Annotated in this window: 13 protein-coding genes; all 13 read left to right on the forward strand. The window is 52.1% G+C overall.

What is annotated here, in order from left to right; genetic code table 11:
- Window positions 1–103: 103 nt before the first annotated feature.
- Window positions 104–3,787 carry a BREX system P-loop protein BrxC gene (gene brxC, locus A3220_RS08340; RefSeq protein ID WP_062374360.1) on the forward strand — a complete coding sequence of 1,228 codons (3,684 nt, stop codon included), beginning with the start codon at window positions 104–106 and terminating at the stop codon, window positions 3,785–3,787.
- A gap of 233 nt (window positions 3,788–4,020) precedes the next feature.
- Window positions 4,021–4,281 (forward strand): type II toxin-antitoxin system prevent-host-death family antitoxin, encoded by a 261-nt coding sequence (locus A3220_RS08345; protein WP_062374361.1) that lies wholly within the window; start codon window positions 4,021–4,023, stop codon window positions 4,279–4,281.
- The gene (locus A3220_RS08350) at window positions 4,281–4,661 is read left to right on the forward strand and encodes a type II toxin-antitoxin system VapC family toxin (protein ID WP_062374363.1); all 381 of its coding nucleotides are present in this window, start codon (window positions 4,281–4,283) and stop codon (window positions 4,659–4,661) included. Before A3220_RS08345 ends, A3220_RS08350 begins: the two co-directional genes overlap by 1 nt.
- 177 nt (window positions 4,662–4,838) lie before the next feature.
- Complete coding sequence (locus tag A3220_RS08355) at window positions 4,839–6,317, forward strand: helix-turn-helix domain-containing protein (RefSeq protein ID WP_062374365.1); 1,479 nt, start codon at window positions 4,839–4,841, stop codon at window positions 6,315–6,317.
- On the forward strand, window positions 6,314–9,844 hold the full coding sequence (pglX, locus tag A3220_RS08360; RefSeq protein ID WP_252860436.1) for a BREX-1 system adenine-specific DNA-methyltransferase PglX: 3,531 nt from the start codon (window positions 6,314–6,316) through the stop codon (window positions 9,842–9,844). The genes A3220_RS08355 and pglX overlap by 4 nt, the downstream gene beginning before the upstream one ends.
- On the forward strand, window positions 9,783–10,022 hold the full coding sequence (locus tag A3220_RS17885) for a BREX-1 system adenine-specific DNA-methyltransferase PglX (RefSeq protein WP_252860437.1): 240 nt from the start codon (window positions 9,783–9,785) through the stop codon (window positions 10,020–10,022). The genes pglX and A3220_RS17885 overlap by 62 nt, the downstream gene beginning before the upstream one ends.
- Window positions 10,019–11,689 (forward strand): hypothetical protein, encoded by a 1,671-nt coding sequence (locus A3220_RS08365; RefSeq protein ID WP_128082408.1) that lies wholly within the window; start codon window positions 10,019–10,021, stop codon window positions 11,687–11,689. The genes A3220_RS17885 and A3220_RS08365 overlap by 4 nt, the downstream gene beginning before the upstream one ends.
- Before the next feature lie 240 nt (window positions 11,690–11,929).
- Window positions 11,930–13,000, forward strand: a complete 1,071-nt coding sequence (locus A3220_RS08375; protein ID WP_062374374.1) for an ATP-binding protein — start codon at window positions 11,930–11,932, stop codon at window positions 12,998–13,000.
- Window positions 13,001–13,002: 2 nt separating this feature from the next.
- Window positions 13,003–13,827, forward strand: coding sequence for a DUF4435 domain-containing protein (locus A3220_RS08380; protein ID WP_062362840.1), 825 nt, complete (start codon window positions 13,003–13,005; stop codon window positions 13,825–13,827).
- 14 nt (window positions 13,828–13,841) lie between these two features.
- Window positions 13,842–14,066 (forward strand): hypothetical protein, encoded by a 225-nt coding sequence (locus A3220_RS08385; RefSeq protein WP_062374375.1) that lies wholly within the window; start codon window positions 13,842–13,844, stop codon window positions 14,064–14,066.
- A gap of 21 nt (window positions 14,067–14,087) precedes the next feature.
- Entirely contained in the window at window positions 14,088–14,408 is a 321-nt protein-coding gene (locus tag A3220_RS08390; protein ID WP_062374377.1) for a L,D-transpeptidase, read from the forward strand.
- A gap of 78 nt (window positions 14,409–14,486) precedes the next feature.
- Window positions 14,487–15,848 (forward strand): Fic family protein, encoded by a 1,362-nt coding sequence (locus tag A3220_RS08395; protein ID WP_062374378.1) that lies wholly within the window; start codon window positions 14,487–14,489, stop codon window positions 15,846–15,848.
- 186 nt (window positions 15,849–16,034) lie between these two features.
- The gene (pglZ, locus tag A3220_RS08400; protein ID WP_062374380.1) at window positions 16,035–18,665 is read left to right on the forward strand and encodes a BREX-1 system phosphatase PglZ type A; all 2,631 of its coding nucleotides are present in this window, start codon (window positions 16,035–16,037) and stop codon (window positions 18,663–18,665) included.
- The last annotated feature ends 50 nt before the right edge of the window (window positions 18,666–18,715 follow it).

An 18,715-nucleotide genomic window follows, 5' to 3' on the forward strand; every position in this document is an offset into this window, starting at 1 on the left:
GCCCCATAGATGAGGCCGGACGACAGTGTGGGCAGCTGTCAAAAGTCGGTTGTGGTTAAGCAGTGCTTTCAAAACTCAGGGTTTAAACATTTACAGGACAGATATGCACATTCAAGAGCTCTTCCTCAAACCGCTTAGCCGGTCAATCAACGGCGTGGTCAAAGCCGACCAGCGTGACCAGGAAACCATCTACCAAGAGCTGGATGAGTATGTCGTCACCAAGGAACTAGACAAGCACTTTCGTGCCTTTTTTGAATCCTATACCACCCCTTTGGATGACCCCTCTATCGCCAACCGCGTGGGCGTTTGGATCAGTGGCTTCTTTGGGTCGGGTAAATCTCACTTTTTGAAAACGCTCTCCTACCTGCTGGAAAATAAGGAAGCGTTTGATGCCAACGGTAATGCCAAGCGGGCCGCCGACTTTTTTGATGAGCAGAAGCTGGTAGACAGCTCTATCCGGGCAGACATCGCCAAGGCTGTCCGTGAACCGGCCCACGTGGTGCTGTTCAACATCGACAGCAAGGCCAGCTCGAATGACGACGGCAACCCCATCCTGAACGTCTTCCTGCGCGTGTTTAACGAGCACCAAGGCTTTAGCTCTGATTACCCGCACATTGCTCATATGGAGCGCCACCTAGAAAAACGCGGTGTGTATGAGCGTTTTAAGCAGGCCTTTAACGAGGCCAGTGGTGTGGTGTGGGAAGAGGAGCGAGATGGCTATCAGTTCTACCAGGACGATATCGAGCAAGCGATTGGTGCCGCGCTCGATCTCTCTCCTGAAGCGGCGCATAAATGGTTTGAGGAATCTGAAACCAACTTCAGCGTCTCGGTAGAAAACTTCTGCCACTGGGTGAAAGAGTTTTTGGAGTCGCAGTCAGCTACCCAGCGCATGGTGTTCATGGTGGATGAAGTTGGCCAGTTCATTGGCAGCGACACACGCTTAATGTTGACTCTGCAAACGCTCACCGAAAACCTGGGCACCATTTGCGGGGGCCGCGCCTGGATCGTGGTCACCTCCCAAGCGGATATGGACGCCGTGCTAGGCGAAATGACCGCTTCAAAAGCCAACGATTTCTCCAAGATTGCCGGACGCTTTAAAACCCGCTTATCGCTCTCAAGCTCCAACTCTGACGAAGTGATCCGAAAGCGCCTGCTGGTGAAAACCGACCCGGCACGCGCCGAGCTTGAAGGCGTGTTTGAGGCCAAAGGCTCCATTTTGCGTAACCAGCTGACCTTTGACCGCTCTGGCCCCACGTTAAAAAACATCGAAGGCGTGGAAAGCTTTATCGCCAATTACCCCTTTGTGCCGTACCACTTCCAACTGGTGCAAAAAGTTTTTGAAGAGATCCGCAAGGTAGGGGCGACAGGTGCTCACTTAGCCTATGGCGAGCGCTCCATGCTCGATGCGTTCCACATGGCCGCCAAGGCCGTTCAAGAGAAAGCGATTGGTGCGCTGGTACCGATGCACTGTTTCTACACAGCGGTAGAGGGCTTTCTTGATACGGCGGTGAAGCGCACCATTGATCAGGCCAGCGAAAACCCCGTGTTAGAGGCGTTTGATGTCGAAACCCTACGCACGCTGTTTATGATCCGCTATGTGGATCTGGTGAAGGGTACGGTCGATAACCTGGTAACGCTCTCACTGACCCAAATTGACGATGACCGCATCGCCATTCGTGAGCAGCTGGAAACGACCCTGGCACGGCTGGAAAAAGAGAGCCTGATAACCCGTAACGGCGATGAGTACCAGTTCCTCACCAACGAGGAGCGGGACATCACCCGCAAGATCAAAGCCACGGAAGTCACCAGCAGCGACGAGAACAAAGAGCTCTCAAGCCTGATCTTCAAAGACTCGTTTCGTGACCGCAACAAATACCGCTATCCGGTCAACAAAACCGACTACAGCATTGGCCGTTACCTGGATGGCCACACCCTGGATGGCCGCTATCAAAGCCAGCTAAGGGTAGAGGTAGTCTCGCCGCTGGACGTGGAGTACGTACAGCTAAGCGAAGCAGGCTGCATTCACAAAAGCGGCGATAACGGCGGGCAGGTGCTGATTAAACTGCCCGACGACAAGCGCTTTACCGATGAACTGCGCACGCTGCTAAAAACCGATAAGTTTATCCGCCTGAACCTATCGGCCAACGATCACAGCGTGGAGCGCATTCTGGCCGACCGTGGCCGTGAAAACCAGGAGCGCAAAAAACGCCTGCGGGTGCGTTTGGAGGAGATGTTGCTGGATGCGGACGTTTACGCGCTTGGCCAGAAGCTCGATCTCAACCGTAACCAGTTGAATACCCGCTTGGATGAGGCCTGCCGCTACCTGCTAGAAAACACCTACAACAAGCTAAGCCAGCTCACGGTGCTCAGCCCCGAGCCGATGCGTGAGCTGCAGGCCGTATTAACCGCCGATGACCTAGGCACCCAGAACCTGAACTTAGACGGCGAGGAGGGCAACCCCCAGGCCGTGAAAGAGGTGGAGCAGTACATCACCTTGCACGGTGGCGAGCCGGTGCCGCTGAACCCGCTGATTGAGCGCTTTAGCAACCGACCTTTCGGCTGGCCAGAAGGTGAAACGCTGCTGATTCTGGGCCGCCTGCATGCCGCTGGGCGCTTAACCTTCCACACCGCTGGCCCCGCGCTCAGCGGTAAAGAAGCCTTTGAGCTACTCAACAACGCCCGCCGCCGCAGTGAAGTCCGCCTCCAGAAAAAGCGCCAAACCGAAGATGCGGTGCTCAACAAAGCTCGTAACCTCACCAAAGAGCTGTTTGGCCAGCTAGGCCCCACCAGTGAAAAAGAGCTGTTTACCTATTACGTAGACCGCTTATCCCACTGGCGGCGGGAGCTAGAAGCGTATAAAAGCAAAACCGACGTGGGCAACTTCCCCGGTCGCAACGCCATTGATAGCTCACTGCGGGAAGTAGAGCGCCTACTGCGCCTTGACGATAGCTTTGATTTCTTCAAAACCGTCGCCAGCCAGCAAGACACTCTGCTCGATGTCGAAGAAGACTACCGCGATCTCAACGACTTCTTTACCAAGCAGCTCACCACCTGGCAGCAGCTAGAACAAGCGCTCAACCGGTTTGCGGTGAACCGCCTGGAGCTTGAGAAAAACACCCAGGCCCAGCAAGCGCTGGCCGAGTGTGAGCGTATTTACCGCGCCGAAGCGCCTTACGCCATGCTGAACCAGGTGGATGGCCTGGTACGCACGCTGGATGAGGTGAACAACCGCCTGATAGAGGAAAAACGCCAGCACGCCATTGCCCGTATCGACACGCGCATTGCCAAGGTGAGCGCTGAAATTGCCAAAAGCGGCATTGGCACCGCCGAGCTCAGCAACCGCTTGCTGCACCCGCTGCAGCAGCTTAAAGCCTCGGTCAGTCAATCGGTCAGCGTCGCGCAAATCTACCAGCTGCAAACCGAAACTGCCGTTGATTTAGAAGAAGAAAGCTTGGATGCGCTTCACAACGCCCAGGCTGAGGCGGCCAAGCGGCAGACGCCCGCGCCTGCGGGAAACACCACAACACCGGCTCCAACATCAGAGAACCCCAAGCCAGCCCCACAAACGGCACCAGGTGATAAAGCGTACGACCCGCACACCGCAACAGCACCAGCGGCGGTAAATGCCCCCAAACCCGTGGCAAGAGTGCGTGTAAGCGACGTACTCAGCCGCGTGCATAGCGGGGTGTACCTGGAAAGCCAGGCGGAAGTCGATGCGTTTATGGATGAGCTAAGAAAAGAACTGGAAGGGTCACTTTCAGCGGGCAAGCGTGTACAAGTGCGTTAGTGTTCGAACGATTTTTGTTGAAAGTGGAGCGACAAGCTGAGCACAGGGGGCCGCTGCAATTTGGCAACAGACTGTTGCCAAATTCACCGACGCACCCTGAACCGCCAACAGTGGCAACGACTATCGCCAAGCCTAAGCATCCCGGTTGGCAGGGTATCGACGAGCAGGTTACACTTTAAAAATAATCCGTTCAGCCGCGTCGGGTCTGAGCGATACCGCAGAGGTGAGTCATCATGCATGCCAACGTCAAGCAGCTGCGCTTGCAAACCAAAGCTTTGATTGCCGCTACCCAGCGTGGCGAGACCGTAGAGATCACCTTTCACGGCAAGCCATGTGCTCGCCTAGTGGGGGTGGCGTCTGCCACACCTAACAAGCGCTTGGCCCCCAACCCGGCGTTCGGCCTCTGGGCAGATCAGGGCGAGGCAAGCGCCCAGGAGATTGACACCCAAGTCCGCCATTTGCGCGCGCCGCGCTCCTTCGAGGGCAGCGACTGATGCTGGTGGACACGGATGTGCTGATCTGGAATTTGCGCGGCAACCGCGCCGCCGCCCAGCGCCTGGATGACGCGCCAGGTTTCTGGCTCTCTGCCGTCACTTATATGGAACTGGTGCAGGGCATGCGCAACAAGCAGGAGCTAAGGCAGCTACGCCAGGCACTGATCTACTGGCAAGCAAGCATCCGCCATCTGGAAGAGGGGATATCCTCGCGTGCCATGTTTTTGGTCGAAAGCTATGCGCTAAGCCATAACATGCAAATGGCCGATGCCCTGATTGCCGCCACCGCGATGGAGGCAGGGGTGTCTTTGCTCACCGCCAATGACCGCCATTACCGCCATATCGATGGCCTGGAGATCGATGTTTTTCGCCCGGAATAGTTCGTCCTGAGTCAATCACCAAACACTACGCCCCCTAACGCCATGCTTAACCAAGTAGCTGCGCTAGCGCTCAGCGATTGTTGTTGACACGACCAATATGCCTGTTCACTGCCGTCCCGTGTCCTAGGACGCGGGACAGCGAAGCGGAAAGAAACATGAAAAGTCAACGAGACACCTATGACCACCGCAACCATTGAACAGCGCCTAAGCGAGCCAGAAGGCAAGCAGCTTGAGTTCAAGCGCGACCTATCATCGCCTAAGCCACTGATGAAAACACTGGTCGCCTTTGCCAATACGGCCGGTGGCCAGTTGATCATTGGTGTTGACGATGATGGCACCGTGCTAGGCGTGGATGATCCGCTGGATATAGAAGAGCGCCTTACCAGCATGATCGCGGATGCCATTCACCCCCGGCTACTGCCTAATATTGAACTGGTGAGCGTGGGCGAACATACCTTGGTGTGTATTGAGGTGTTTTTGAGTAGCGCACGCCCACACTTTTTCAAAGCGCTTGGCGAAGAAAACGGTGTGCTGGTGCGGCTTGGTTCTAGCAATCGGCAGGCGGGGCTGGCCCTCATTCAAGAAATGCAGCGCCAAGCGAGCGGAACCACCTTTGACGTTCAGCCCATGCCTGAGCTGAGCCGTGACGACCTTGACCAAAACGCCATACAGCAAGCCTTTCGCAGCGAACAGCTGCTTGATGACAATAAACTTCGCACGTTACGGCTACTTGTCTCGTATCAAGGTCGCCTAGTACCCAGCGTGGGCGGAATTTTGCTGTTTGGCCGCGAGCGCCAATGGCACTTTGAAGATGCCTGGATTCAGTGCGGCCGTTTTCGCGGCACCGATAAGGTCGAGATTTTCGACCAGACAGATATTCGCGCGCCGTTACCCCAAGCGGTTGATGACATCGAGCTGTTTCTCAAAAAACATGCTTTCAAGCAGGCAGAGTTTGGCGCCATGCGTCGCCGCGATGTGTGGAGTATCCCGCTGACCATCCTGCGTGAAGCGATTATTAACGCCTTGGTACACAGCGACTACTCCCAAAGGGGCAGCCCTATACGCATTGCGTTTTTTGATGACCGTATCGAGATTGAAAGCCCAGGGCTATTGATGCCCGGCATGACCATTGAAGACATGAAACGCGGCGTCTCCATGATTCGCAACCCAGTGATTGCCCGCGTGTTTCGTGAGCTTGGGCTGATAGAGCAGTGGGGCAGCGGTGTGAAGCGTATTTTCTCGGAAGCCCAAGTCCAAGGGCTGCCTGAACCGCATATTGAAGAAATTGCCAACCGCGTGCGTTTGAGTATTCGGCTGGCAACGCCGGTTTCTATCCAGCAGTCAGCTTCAGTGACCCAGGCTGAGTCACGGCTAGAGTCACGGCTAGAGTCACGGCTAGAGTCACGGCTAGAGTCAGCGCTGGCAGCCAGAGTGCTGTTGATACTGCAGCAGGAGCCGCTGGGTAAAGCTGCCATAGCGCGTGAGCTGGGTCACAAGGGCGTTTCCGGTGAGCTAAATAAACAAGTAGGCAATTTACGCCAGCAGCAGCTGATTGAAATGACGCTGCCCGAAAAGCCCAATAGCCGCCTTCAACAATACCGCTTAACCCCTCAAGGCCAGCGCTTTTTGCAAGATACTTTCAAGGATTCACAATGAACACCGCCAACATCAAAAAATACGCCCCCAAGGCCCGCGCCCGCTTTATCGACACCATGATGCGTCAGGCGGCTCGGGTGGGCATTAGCCCGGATGGCAAAGGCGGTGTGGTGATTGCCCCCCTAGAGCAAAAGGGTGATGTGTTGGTGATGACCGCCCAGGATGGCCAAACCCACACCGTGCCCGCCCACCTAAAACGCGCACGGGAAGCGCTGGCTGCGTGGGTGCAGCGCGATGGGTTTACCCAAGCGATAGAGCAGGCCGCCTATAGCTGGTTCAACCGCCTGTGCGCCATTCGCTATATGGAAATTCACGGCTACCTAGACCACGGCCGCCGCGTGCTGAGTGGGGCAGGGGGCGAAGCCGGGCAGTTCCAACTGTTGGATGAATGCTTAGAGGTGGACTTGCCGGCCCTTGATAAGAGCCTGGATAACGCCCGCGTGCGCGAACTTAAGCTCGACGGCACCCAGGATGAAATCCTCTACCGCGAGCTGCTGCTGGCCCAGTGCCACGCCCTGCATGAGGCCATGCCGTTCCTGTTCGAACCGCTGGACGACGCTAGCGAACTGCTGCTGCCCAACAACCTGACCAAAACCGATTCGCTGATCCGCGAGCTGGTGGAAGCGATTCCCGAAGAGGACTGGCAAGATGTAGAAGTGATTGGCTGGCTCTACCAGTTCTACATCAGCGAGAAAAAAGACCAAGTGATCGGTAAGGTGGTGAAAAGCGAAGACATCCCCGCCGCCACCCAGCTGTTCACCCCCAACTGGATCGTGCAATACCTGGTGCAGAACTCGGTAGGCCGCCAGTGGCTGCAAACCTACCCAGGCTCGCCACTCAAAGGCCAGATGCCCTACTACATCGAGCCAGCCGAGCAGGAACCCAAGGTACAGGCCCAACTGGACGCCATCACCCCGGCGAGCATCGACCCCGAAACCATCAAGGTACTCGACCCGGCCTGCGGCTCCGGCCATATTCTGGTGGAAGCCTACAACGTGCTGAAGGCGATCTACGAAGAGCGCGGCTACCGCACCCGCGACATCCCTAAGCTGATTCTGGAAAACAACCTGTTCGGCCTGGATATCGACGACCGCGCTGCCCAACTGGCGGGTTTTGCGCTGCTGATGAAAGCCCGAGAAGACGACCGCCGCATTCTCACCCGCCTGGTTGATAACAAGGTGCGCCTGAACGTGCTGGCCATGCAGAGCAGCCAACACCTGGATGCCAATACCCTATGGCGCGACCTGAACCTAACCGGCGACTGGCACCAGGGCCAATCCCAAAGCCTGTTTGATAGCGAGCAGCAAGACCTTGCCAGCAACAATGCTACCTACAAGCTGATCGCTGATTTAATCGAACGCTTTCAGGATGCCAAAACCTTCGGCTCGCTGATTGAAGTGCCCAATGAGCGGGAAGTGCCGCTGAAAGCACTGTTGGAAGAACTAAGCGAACTCACCAACAGCGGCGATATGATGCAAAAGGCCGCCGCCCAGCGGCTGGTGCCGGTAGTGCAGCAGGCCTGGGTATTGGCCCAGCGGTATGACGCTCTGGTGGCCAACCCGCCGTATATGGGCAGTAAAGGCATGAATAAAGCGCTGAAGGACTACGCCAAAAACGCCTACCCCAACAGCAAGTCGGATCTGTTCGCGATTTTTATGGAGCACGCCTTCAGCTTACTGGCACCGCAGGGCTACAACGCCCAGATTAATATGCAGTCATGGATGTTTCTTTCCAGCTACGAAAAGCTCCGCGACTGGCTGCTAGATAACACCACCATTATCACCATGGCGCATTTGGGCGGCAGAGCCTTTGACAGCATCAGCGGTGAAGTTGTCTCCGCTACTGCCTTTGTGATGGAGAAAATCGCCAAGCCGGATTACCAGGGCGCTTATCTGCGGCTGGTAGACGGTAAATCTGAAGCCGATAAACAGGGCGCATTGCTCGAAGCCATTCAGAACCGCGACTGTGGCTGGTTCTATGAGGCCAAGCCGGATGATTTTAAGAAGATTCCGGGGAGTCCGGTGGCGTATTGGTTAACGCGAAAGATGCTGAATATTTTTGAGTCATCAAATCTGCTTGGAGAAATGGCGGAAGTTAAACACGGCCTCTCTACGGGGAAAAATGAAGCTGTTGTAAGATTTTGGCCTGAAATATCTTGGTCTGAATTTGGGCGAGGTTTTGAGTCACGGAGTGAAGCTCTAGTAAGCAAGTATAAATGGTTTCCTTATAACAAAGGAGGAGACTATAGGAAATGGTATGGCAACTGTGAGTACGTGCTTAGGTATGATGAGTACGGAAATAGCCTCATGGCGTCATTTTCTGGGCATAGGCATGATGGGAAATCTCACTACTTCAGAGAAGGAGTGACATGGACATTTATATCTAGCTCAAACTTTGCAGCAAGATATACGCCCCCTGGGTTTGTTTTTGATGTAAGCGGATCGTCTTTGTTTTTAGATACACCAAAGGAGATAACTGCATTTTTGTGCAGTAACTTATGCTACTCTATGCTGAAAGCCCTAAACCCAACTTTGAATTTTCAGGTCGGGAATCTAAAGTCGTTGCCCGTCATGGAGAAAGAAAATAATTATTTCAAAGATAGCATTAAAGAAGCTTCAGAGCATGCGATTGAGATCTCAAGAAGAGACTGGGATGGTTATGAGACATCTTGGGATTTTAAAGAGCTCCCACTTCTTGAGATAGCAGAAGGGAAAACGGCACAGGAATCTTTTTCATTATTGAAGGACAAGCATAATAAAACCGTTCAAAAGATGCGGGAGATCGAACTGGAAAGCAATCGCCTCTACAATGAGTTATATGGTCTTAAAGAAGACGTAACGCCTGAAGTTTCTCTTGAAGAAATCACGCTTACCTGTAACCCTAGTTACCGGTATGGAATAAAACATGAAAGAGAACTAGAAACTCTGCTCCAGTGCGATACTTTCAAAGAGCTGATATCCTATTCCATCGGCTGCATGATGGGCCGCTACTCGCTGGATAAACCCGGCCTGATTCTCGCCAGCCAGGGCGAAACCGTCCGCGACTACCTCGCCCAGGTCCCCGAACCCAGCTTTGTCCCGGATGATAACGCCATCATCCCGCTCACCGATCAGGAGTGGTTCCCCGACGACGCCACCAACCGCTTCCGCGATTTCGTGCGTACTGTGTGGGGTGAAGAGCACCTGCAAGAAAACCTCGACTTCGTCGCGGAAAGCCTCTGCCTGCATGCCATCAAGCCCAAGAAGGGAGAAGCGGCGCTGGAAACCATCCGCCGCTACCTCAGTACCCAGTTCTTCAAAGACCACCTGCGCACCTACAAAAAAACGCCCCATCTACTGGCTGTTCAGTTCAGGCAAGCAGAAAGCATTCGAGTGTTTGGTTTACCTGCACCGCTACAACGAAAGCACCCTCGCCGAGATGCGCACCGACTACGTGATCCCGCTCACCACCAAGCTCGCCAGCTACGTGGAAAAGCTAGAACAAGACAAAGACGCCAGCACCTCCGCCGCCGAAGCAAAAGCGATTGAGAAAGAGCTAAGCAAGCTCTACAAGCAGCAAGCCGAACTCAACACCTTCGACGAAAAACTCCGCCACTACGCCGACCAACGCATCTCGCTGGATCTGGATGATGGGGTGAAGGTGAACTATGGGAAATTTGGGGATTTGTTGGCGGAGGTTAAGGCGGTGACGGGGGAGAAGAAATGAATAGTTCAACAGAGAAACATCCTTCTCTACAAAGGCGCATTCGTTATAGCACAGATGAGGTTTACAGCCGATATCTGGGGATAAGCCTTCCAATAGCTAACGCAAATAAGTTTTGTGAAGGAAGGTTTGGCCGTTTTCTTGCTAATAAGCTGGGTATCAAAAAGTTGCCCTATAATGTTACCTTGGTAGGTTTAGTTTCTAGTGGTTGCATAAAGCCGAACCTCTTAGTTGAGTTGCCTTGCTCATATTTTAATAGTTGGAGTAATTTTCCATGCTGTCCAAGGCAAGATTCTGGCGAAAAATATGAAGAGATAGCTGGGCTATATAGCTATGAAGCTGTGTTATCGAGCACTAATAATATTGAAGATATTATTCATCCCTATGATGGTGATTTAAAGATAGAGTTCGTCGAAAAGTATAGAAAAGACTTCCCTGTGAAAAATATCACCTATCAGCATCCAAACGGCAGGAAATACAAAACAGAGGAGGTTTATTTTTCTTATTGGCAGGGGCTAGCACTAGCTAGCTCTATCCATAAAATTAACAACATCGAATTACATCTATCTCAACAAGAAGGTGTAAAAAGAGCAAAAGAGATAATAAAGTCGACCGTCAAAGAGTTCTGTGAGCGATATAGCGATTCGTTTGAAAGAGTTTCATGGTATAGAACGGCTATTGCTGTAGAACAGCTTTCTAATATAAATGCTACTTATGGAGAGATTTTTTCAGAACTTAGCAAGTATAGAGAAAATGGTCGAGAGGTTTTAATTCATGACCTCAAGGAATTCCTTTGCTTGTATAAGCAGTGGGATAATCTGCTTCAAAAAATAGGTTGTCCCGTTATCGGTAAAGCCCTTGAGGTCTTGAGGAAAGATATATACCTCGTTTTTGAGCAGTTGTGTATTGTTGGAGTCGATAGAGATGGCTTGTTTAAAAAATTTTCTTATGGCCGTACCTCTTGTGAATGGTCACAGCTCCATGAGGTTCTCTATTTTGAAGACTATAAGTTTAAGTTTTTCTTTGAAAATAATCTCAACTTATATTGCGAAAAAATTTGGCGTTGGGGTTATGAATGTAATTCAATTGTTTTTGGAAACTTTTCTAAAATACAAGGTTTTTATCCTTGGATAAGATCTCTATACGACCTACATGAAACAATGAAATGGGATGGGGAAGTTGATTTTTTACACTCAAGAATCGTAGATTGCCTTATTGTTGCTACGGTTAGAACTGAAATAGTTGTCAGAGAGATGCTGAGAGTAAGGTTTAAGGATTTAAGTGGCTTTAACGCTGATGATAAGTTATCAAGAATATTATCCTATATAGGCGACCATGTTGACGAGAAAGATAGGAGAATTTTAAAAACTGTTGAAAGTAAATTTAATAGCACAAGGCTTGATTCTCGTCCAGAAGATATTTTTTCGGAAATAGACTCTATTGGGTGTAAAAACTGGCCGAAAAGAGACCTCCTATTTTTGAAGTCAATATTGAAATTTGTGTGTGCCAGGAATTATTTTGCTCATCATGCTTATAAAGATGATGAGTTTGATAGTTTTGTAAGTGAGCTGGCAGCTGAAACATTAAGGTCATTAGTTGAAACGTTGCTGTTTTTTCATGGAATTTGCGACAAGAAAAATCGACTCGGTTCAAATGGTGACCAAGTGTGAACCTAAATTAACTCATGCAAGGCTTAAAACACGCTTTATTCACCGACCACCACCGGATTGTCTTCAGGTATGACGCCCTCGGACACTTTGCCGAGCCGCTGATTGAGCTTGCGCTTAGCGGCGTTCAGGTAATCACAATGGCGGGGCAATCGCTTCTTGGTGTGAAGTTGAATAATGGAGAATTTAAGACCTGTTAGCGGAAGTAAAAACTGTGACAGGTACAACATTGGAGTGCTAATTATGAGAATTGGCAGAGTTTTTACTAAACAGGTTGGACCACTGGCCGATGGCGCAATTTCATTTGAAAACGACTGGACTGAAGAAATCGAGACCAAGGTTTTGCTCACCGGTCCGAACGGGTGTGGTAAGTCTACGTTGATACGTGGTTGCGCCATGCTTTGGGTTGCGCTTGGGTATTGGCTTGATCAGCGCAAGGCGTTGCCGCAAAAGCATGAAGCAAAGCAGTGGCTCCAGCGCTGGGGTGGAATGGCGCTTATATTCGATGGCCTAGAAGATATAACTGGAGCACCAGATATCAAAGTGGGGCTGATATTTGGCTCTATGTCATGGTGTGAGCAATTACAAGCTCAAACGCCGGATGTTTATTGGCTGGGTGAGGCGGTAGAGCGATCCGGTAGGCCGGGGCAGCCTAAAAGATCGCTGTATCTACCTAAAGAGCCCTGGATTGATGAATGGTCTCAAAAGCGTAAAAAACTCATTCTGTCATCGGAAAAGCTTGCGGCTCCCAACATGATGTATTTGGATGCAGAGGAAAGGCGTTGGGTCACGCCCAAGCGGAATATTGCCGAGCCGCTGCCCGATGTTATGTCTCAGCGCTGGCTGACCAAGTATGTGGTAACGGATGACTGGAAAGGACAGCTTGAAGCCTCACTGATCAATCTGAAAACCACCCAACTGCACAAGTACCATGAAGTGATTCGTGGCCTTAACCAGTTTCTAGTAGGCAAGGAAATCGACCCTGATATTAAGCCCGGCGAGGGCCGTTTAAAAGTGCGGATTAAAGGCGAACGCGGTGTGCATCATGGTATTGATGAGCTCAGTGCCGGTGAACATCAAGTGTTAATTCTGCTTTTCCTGATGCTTCGCTGGCTGCAGCCCGGTGGGGTTGTGTTAATTGATGAGCCGGACTTGTACCTTCACCCTTCATTGGTTGATCCGTTGCTGGATGTGCTGGAGCGAACGGCACGGGAGCTTGACGCTCAGCTAATTATTACGTCGCACTCTGTGGATATTTGGCGGCGGTACGAAACCTCGGGTACCCGCGTTGAACTTCAAACCGGACGAGGTTAGTCATGAAGGGAATCGAAAAAAAGATCCGTGAGATTAAAGAGCAAAAGATTGGTAATAGCGGCAGGCAGGTATTGGTGGTCGAAGGAAGCGATGATGTGGAAGCATTCGAGCTGATGCTGGAGAAACTGGCACCAGAGTGGAGTCGTGGCTGGGTGCTAGCGGAGGCGGGGAAGAAGTCCGCCGTACTTGAAATAGTCCGCCGAGAACCAACCTGGGCGGGTGTGGTTGACCGCGATGAATGGGCCGACGAAAAAAACGAGGAGCTTGAAGCCGAGCTGCGAAACCTCGCTGTACTGCCTAGATACTGCCTTGAAAACTACTTGATTGTTCCTTCGGAGCTGTGGGCGGCTCTTCCCCCTAAGCAAAAGGCAAAGATTCCCGGTGGGCAGCAGGCGTTGCAGGATAAAATTCTGGAGGATCTGGATCGGTGGGTTAGGCATGGTGTGCTGTGGTCGGTTGTGAACCCACTATGGGAAGGGCTTCGCTCGCTTGGCTTTAAGGAAAAACTGCTGGCAGTTGATATTGCCGAAGATGACGACGAAATAAAGAAAATTCTTCATGAGTGGCATCAATTTCTGAAGCCAGAGGATATTTGGGCGCGTTATATGGATCGGTTGAGTGACGTTGTGCAGAAACCAATCGATGAAAAGTTGAAGGTTCACGTTCATGGGAAAGAGTTTTATAAAAAAGTAGTGAATCCAACGCTAAATGAGCTGCTTGGCCAAAAAAGGGCCGAGGAACGGCAGTTTTCAATTGTTCGAACGCTTCCTAGGGCTTACGATCTTCAGCCGGTTTTGGATAGGCTCGGGCTTGTGGCCAGCAATTAAAGGTTGCCGTATTGATGAAACTTAAAAATATCGAAGAACTGATTGAGAACGAGGGTGAAATCACCGTCGGTCGAATAGGGCCGGTGCGCTGTGGCGCTTCTGCCTGTGATGAATCTAATTGTCTTGCGATGTTAGCTAGACGACCTGGCGAGTCGTTTGAGGCGTTGCTTATACGCCTGGATTCCGCGATTGAGGATGCTATTGAGCATGATATCTTCGCAGATGAAATCAATCCATAAAGTGCAATGTAAGGAGCTTTGATGACGACTCCCATCGGCCGTTGGCGTATCACCTGGATGGAAACGTGGGATCAGGACTTTGTCGATTTGATTGAGCCTGGGCACTTTCGGTTCGATGACAATGGCCTTGGCTATTTTATCTTCGGTGCTGTTGAAGGCCAGCTTGACTACCGCCTTTCAGAAGGCTGCAAGCGTATCGATTTCAGTTGGTCGGGCAATGATGAGGGCGATGAGAAATCTGGCCGTGGCTGGTTTAAGCTCTCATCCTCGCGTATTGCCAAAGGATGCTTTTTTATTCACTGTGGGGATGAATCAGCGCTAGAAATTGAACGGCAGCCGTGAAGAGAAAAATAATAAGTAGCAAGCTCCTATTGTGGCTCATATACTAATATTTAATAAATTAGTAGTTGGAGCAATGTGATGAAGGTGCCTGTCTCTCCACCGTCCCAGGAAAAGCTACTTGAGCTGCTCAAAAGTGGCGATGTCGCTAAAATGGCGTTGCTCTTTGGTCAGGCGGTTGGGCCGACGGACAGTAAAGGCCGTTACCTACACTGGGACAAGCTTAGGCATCTGGCCATGCCTAAAGGTTACGATGCCGAGCTTTACTGGCTGGCCATGCGCAACGCGCGAGAGAAAATTTCCAGAGACCTATCTTTTAAGGATAAGCAGGGGGCTCCCTTTCGGTTTTGCATACCGGATACCGTGATGCGTGACATTCTCTGGATCAGTGAGAACGCGACGGGGGCAATCAAGGCAGACAGTAAAATCTCAGACCCTCACACAAAGCAAACTTACCTGATCAACTCGCTGATTGAAGAAGCCATCAATTCGAGCCAACTGGAAGGGGCTTCAACCACCCGCCAGGTGGCCAAGGATATGCTACGTTCGGGAAGAAAACCCAAAGATCATTCTGAAAAAATGATTCTTAACAACTATAACGCCATGCGTTTCATTCGTGAGTACAAGGAAGAAACACTCACGAAGTCAATGATATGCGAATTACATAAGATCGTGACAGAAGATACGTTACCTACAGAAGATGCTGATAAAGCCGGTGTTTTTCGAGGTCCAGATGAAGACATAAGGGTGTACTCACTCGATGACAAGCTGCTACATACGCCGCCATCCTATCAAGAGCTTGATGACCGTATTCAGCAGCTATGCGACTTCGTCAATGCGGAAAATGAGAACGAGGCTAGCTTTATACCGCCTGTTATCAAGGCCATCGTTGTCCACTTCATGATTGGGTATGACCACCCCTTTGTGGATGGCAATGGCAGAACGGCACGGGCTCTTTTCTATTGGGTGATGGCCAAGGAGGGGTATTGGCTGATGGAGTATATCTCTATCTCTCGGGTGCTGAAGCAGGCACCCGCACAATACATGGCGGCCTATCTGCATACAGAAACGGATGGTAATGATGTTACTTATTTCATTATTCATCAGCTTGAAGTGATCAAAAAATCGATTGCTGATCTGCATCGCTACCTCACTGACAAAGCAGGAGAGTACAGAGAGGCTGAAAAAATCCTCAAGAAATCAAAGCTCAATGGTTTGCTCAACCATCGGCAGCTGGGGCTGTTAAAAAATGCGTTGGATAACCCTGGGATGGAGTACACCATTAAATCCCATCAGAATTCCCATGGGATTGCTTATCAGACCGCACGAACCGACTTGTTAGCGCTATCAGATAAGTATCATCTGCTGAAAAAATATAAAGTCGGTAAAAAGGACGTTTTTATCGCGCCTGCCAATATGCTGAATCTGATAAAAAATGACTGATGTATATTTTCCCGTGCCAGAGCAGAGCAGAGCAGAGCATGGCTAGGCAGCGCTGCCGCTTTTACTGATCCGAACGTGATAATATTTTGAATCCTAAGTCTTTTAGCGTCCAAGTACACGTCGCTATCTATGAGATGGCGGCGTGACTGGCAGCAAGTTTTAACGTTTATGTGGCAAGGAGGCTAGATGCAGCTCGACCAACTCCAACAGGGCTTACAACACGCCTTCTTCACCGACCGCCATCGGATTGTGTTCTGGTACGACGCCCCTGGCCACTTTGCGGATTCGCTCAGCGAGCTTGCGCTGGAAGGCGTTCAGGTGATCAATATGGCGGGGGAGTCCACCCTGGGCGTGAAGCTACGCCTGGAGCTAGAGGAGCCGGAAATGCCCACGTTGCTCTACTTTCCCTACGCCGAGCCAGCCCCAGAGAACGACTGGCTGCTGGATATAAAGCTGTACTCTGGCCGCTTCTACGCCGACCGCGTTTCGATGATTTTCAACGAGCTGGGCCTAACGCGCCACGTACTGCGCGAGCACTTGGCGCAGCGGCAGGCGTTCTTGGCCAGTCGTAAGCGAATCGAAGCGTTGAAGCGTTTGGTCACGCCTTCTCTTAGTGAAGATGAGCTGGATCTGGCGATGCTGGCCGTGGTGGTGGGGGCCACGTCTCTTGACGTGGCCACGCTGCTGTTCCACTTGGCTGAAGAGGCGGTGGCCAATGAGCTAGGGCTAGAGGCCAACCCAGCGGCGTTGATTGAAGCGGAAAAGTACGCCTTGGTGCCTGCGTTGGTGCGCGCCCTGCAGGCCGAAGTGGGTTACCCCGCTAGCCAAGCAGAACTCAGCGGTGAAGCGCCGCTTAACTTCGGCCAGTTAATGCTGCGGTTATTGATTACCGGCTACTGCGAGAGCATTTCTGATATTCCTGACTGGGCGCGTCAGGTGGCCATTCCCTCTGTTAATGCGCGTGCATCCTCCCGAGCGCTGCTCACTCGCTGGCGAGATAGTTCACGCTTTTACCCCGCGTTTGATGTGATCTCCGGGTGGGTGGCGGATGCCCAGCGCATTGATGACAAGCTGCAGGATGTGCCGTTAGAACAGCTAAGCCATGTGGCGACGTTTGAGGTGGTGGAGAAGCAGATCATTGTCGATCTCTGCCAGGCGATTCCCACGGCGGATGCCCGCGACCTGAAGCTATTCGACAGCATCATTGTGGCGCGCCTGGACGGTTATTGGGCGTCTCGGCATAAAAACGATGCCCGCCGCGAGCGCTACCGGCAGCTGTATGCCGCACTGACGGCGGCGATTGCGCTGTTTAGCCTGCGTCATCTGCATGCTAAAGGCTTTCATTACGAGAGTGTTGAGGCGCTCTACCACGCTTACCAAACAGATCTCTACCGTTTTGATACCGCCTATCGTCATTACGCGGTGGCATCGGATGCCACTGGCGTTGAGCTGCTTAAAAACCTGGATGCCGCTGTTGAGCGCTGTTACGACGAGTGGTTCCTGGGCCAGCTCACCCGTAACTGGAGCGAGCGCGTGGAAGCCGAACAGCGGCTCACCCACTGGAAGCTACCCAATATCCCCAGCCAGCAGCATTTCTACCGAGATTGGGTGCAACCCCAGCTAGCCGCTAGCCGCCAAAAGCGTGTGGTGGTGGTGATTAGTGATGCCTTCCGCTATGAGGCGGCGGAAGAGCTGCGTGAACGCATTAATGCCAAGCGCTATAGCGAAGCGACGTTAAAAAGCCAGTTAGGTGTGGTGCCAAGCTACACCACGCTGGGGATGGCCTCGCTGTTACCGCACCGAGAGCTCAGCTATCAGCCGGGCAGCGATACGGTGCTGGTGAATGGCCAATCCACCCAAGGCACGGCGAACCGCAGCAAGTTACTCAAAGCAGCCCTCGGCGGGGAGGCGTTAGCCGTCACCGCTGAAGAAGTAAAAGGCTGGAGCCGTGAAGAAGGGCGCGAAAAGATCAAAGGCGTGCAGCTGATGTACGTTTACCACAACGTGGTGGATGCCCGTGGGGATGCCGCTAACACCGAAAGCGAGACGTTTGCAGCGGTGGAGGATGCCATTGATGAGCTGGATCAGCTGACCCGTAAAATTCTCATGCACCTGAACACCAGCACGGTGCTGGTCACCGCCGACCATGGTTTCCTGTTCCAGCGCAGCGCGTTGGATGCTACCGACCGCACGGCGCTGTCAGACAAGCCAACGTCGGCCTTCAAAAGCAAAAAGCGTTATGTGCTGGGCGAGTCGCTGCCCGATAACCCCAGTGTGTGGCACGGCCATACCCGCGATACGGCAGGCACCACCTGCGATACCCAGTTCTGGATACCCAAAGGCGCACACCGTTTTCACTTTGTCGGCGGGGCTCGCTTTGTACACGGGGGCATTATGCCCCAGGAAATCGTGGTGCCCGTGCTCACCGTTCAGCAGCTGCGGGGTGAGAAGGTAGAAAAGCGCACCAGCCGCAAGGTGGAAGTGATCTCACCCAAGGCATCGCTGAAGATGGTCAATAACATTCAGCGCTTCGACCTGCTGCAAACCGAAGCGGTGAGCGAGCGCCTCCGCCCGATCACGCTGTCCGTGGCGATCTACGCGGGCAGCGAGGTGGTTTCCAGTGAAGAGGTCGTGACCTTCGATAGCGCAAGCGACAATATGAACGAGCGCATGAAGTCGGTGCGCCTCTCGCTATCGGGCACGTCATTTGACCGTAAGAATGACTACTTCCTGGTGCTGCGCGATAAAGACCTGGGCACCGAGCGGGAGCGCTACCGGGTGGTGATCGATCTCGCGTTTACGGATGATTTTTTCTAGGCCCGTCATCAGCTGGGGAGTTTTTAATTTTGTGCATTGTGCTTTTTTCG

The organism is Halomonas sp. KX33721, from assembly GCF_001596805.1.
Classification (GTDB): Bacteria; Pseudomonadota; Gammaproteobacteria; order Pseudomonadales; family Halomonadaceae; genus Vreelandella; species Vreelandella aquamarina.

What these genes read in the sequence shown, in the direction of transcription:
- brxC (WP_062374360.1), top strand. Translation starts at nt 104, where the DNA reads ATGCACATTCAAGAGCTCTTCCTCAAACCGCTTAGCCGGTCAATCAAC.
- A3220_RS08345 (WP_062374361.1), top strand. Translation starts at nt 4,021, where the DNA reads ATGCATGCCAACGTCAAGCAGCTGCGCTTGCAAACCAAAGCTTTGATT.
- A3220_RS08350 (WP_062374363.1), top strand. Translation starts at nt 4,281, where the DNA reads ATGCTGGTGGACACGGATGTGCTGATCTGGAATTTGCGCGGCAACCGC.
- A3220_RS08355 (WP_062374365.1), top strand. Translation starts at nt 4,839, where the DNA reads ATGACCACCGCAACCATTGAACAGCGCCTAAGCGAGCCAGAAGGCAAG.
- pglX (WP_252860436.1), top strand. Translation starts at nt 6,314, where the DNA reads ATGAACACCGCCAACATCAAAAAATACGCCCCCAAGGCCCGCGCCCGC.
- A3220_RS08365 (WP_128082408.1), top strand. Translation starts at nt 10,019, where the DNA reads ATGAATAGTTCAACAGAGAAACATCCTTCTCTACAAAGGCGCATTCGT.
- A3220_RS08375 (WP_062374374.1), top strand. Translation starts at nt 11,930, where the DNA reads ATGAGAATTGGCAGAGTTTTTACTAAACAGGTTGGACCACTGGCCGAT.
- A3220_RS08380 (WP_062362840.1), top strand. Translation starts at nt 13,003, where the DNA reads ATGAAGGGAATCGAAAAAAAGATCCGTGAGATTAAAGAGCAAAAGATT.
- A3220_RS08385 (WP_062374375.1), top strand. Translation starts at nt 13,842, where the DNA reads ATGAAACTTAAAAATATCGAAGAACTGATTGAGAACGAGGGTGAAATC.
- A3220_RS08390 (WP_062374377.1), top strand. Translation starts at nt 14,088, where the DNA reads ATGACGACTCCCATCGGCCGTTGGCGTATCACCTGGATGGAAACGTGG.
- A3220_RS08395 (WP_062374378.1), top strand. Translation starts at nt 14,487, where the DNA reads ATGAAGGTGCCTGTCTCTCCACCGTCCCAGGAAAAGCTACTTGAGCTG.
- pglZ (WP_062374380.1), top strand. Translation starts at nt 16,035, where the DNA reads ATGCAGCTCGACCAACTCCAACAGGGCTTACAACACGCCTTCTTCACC.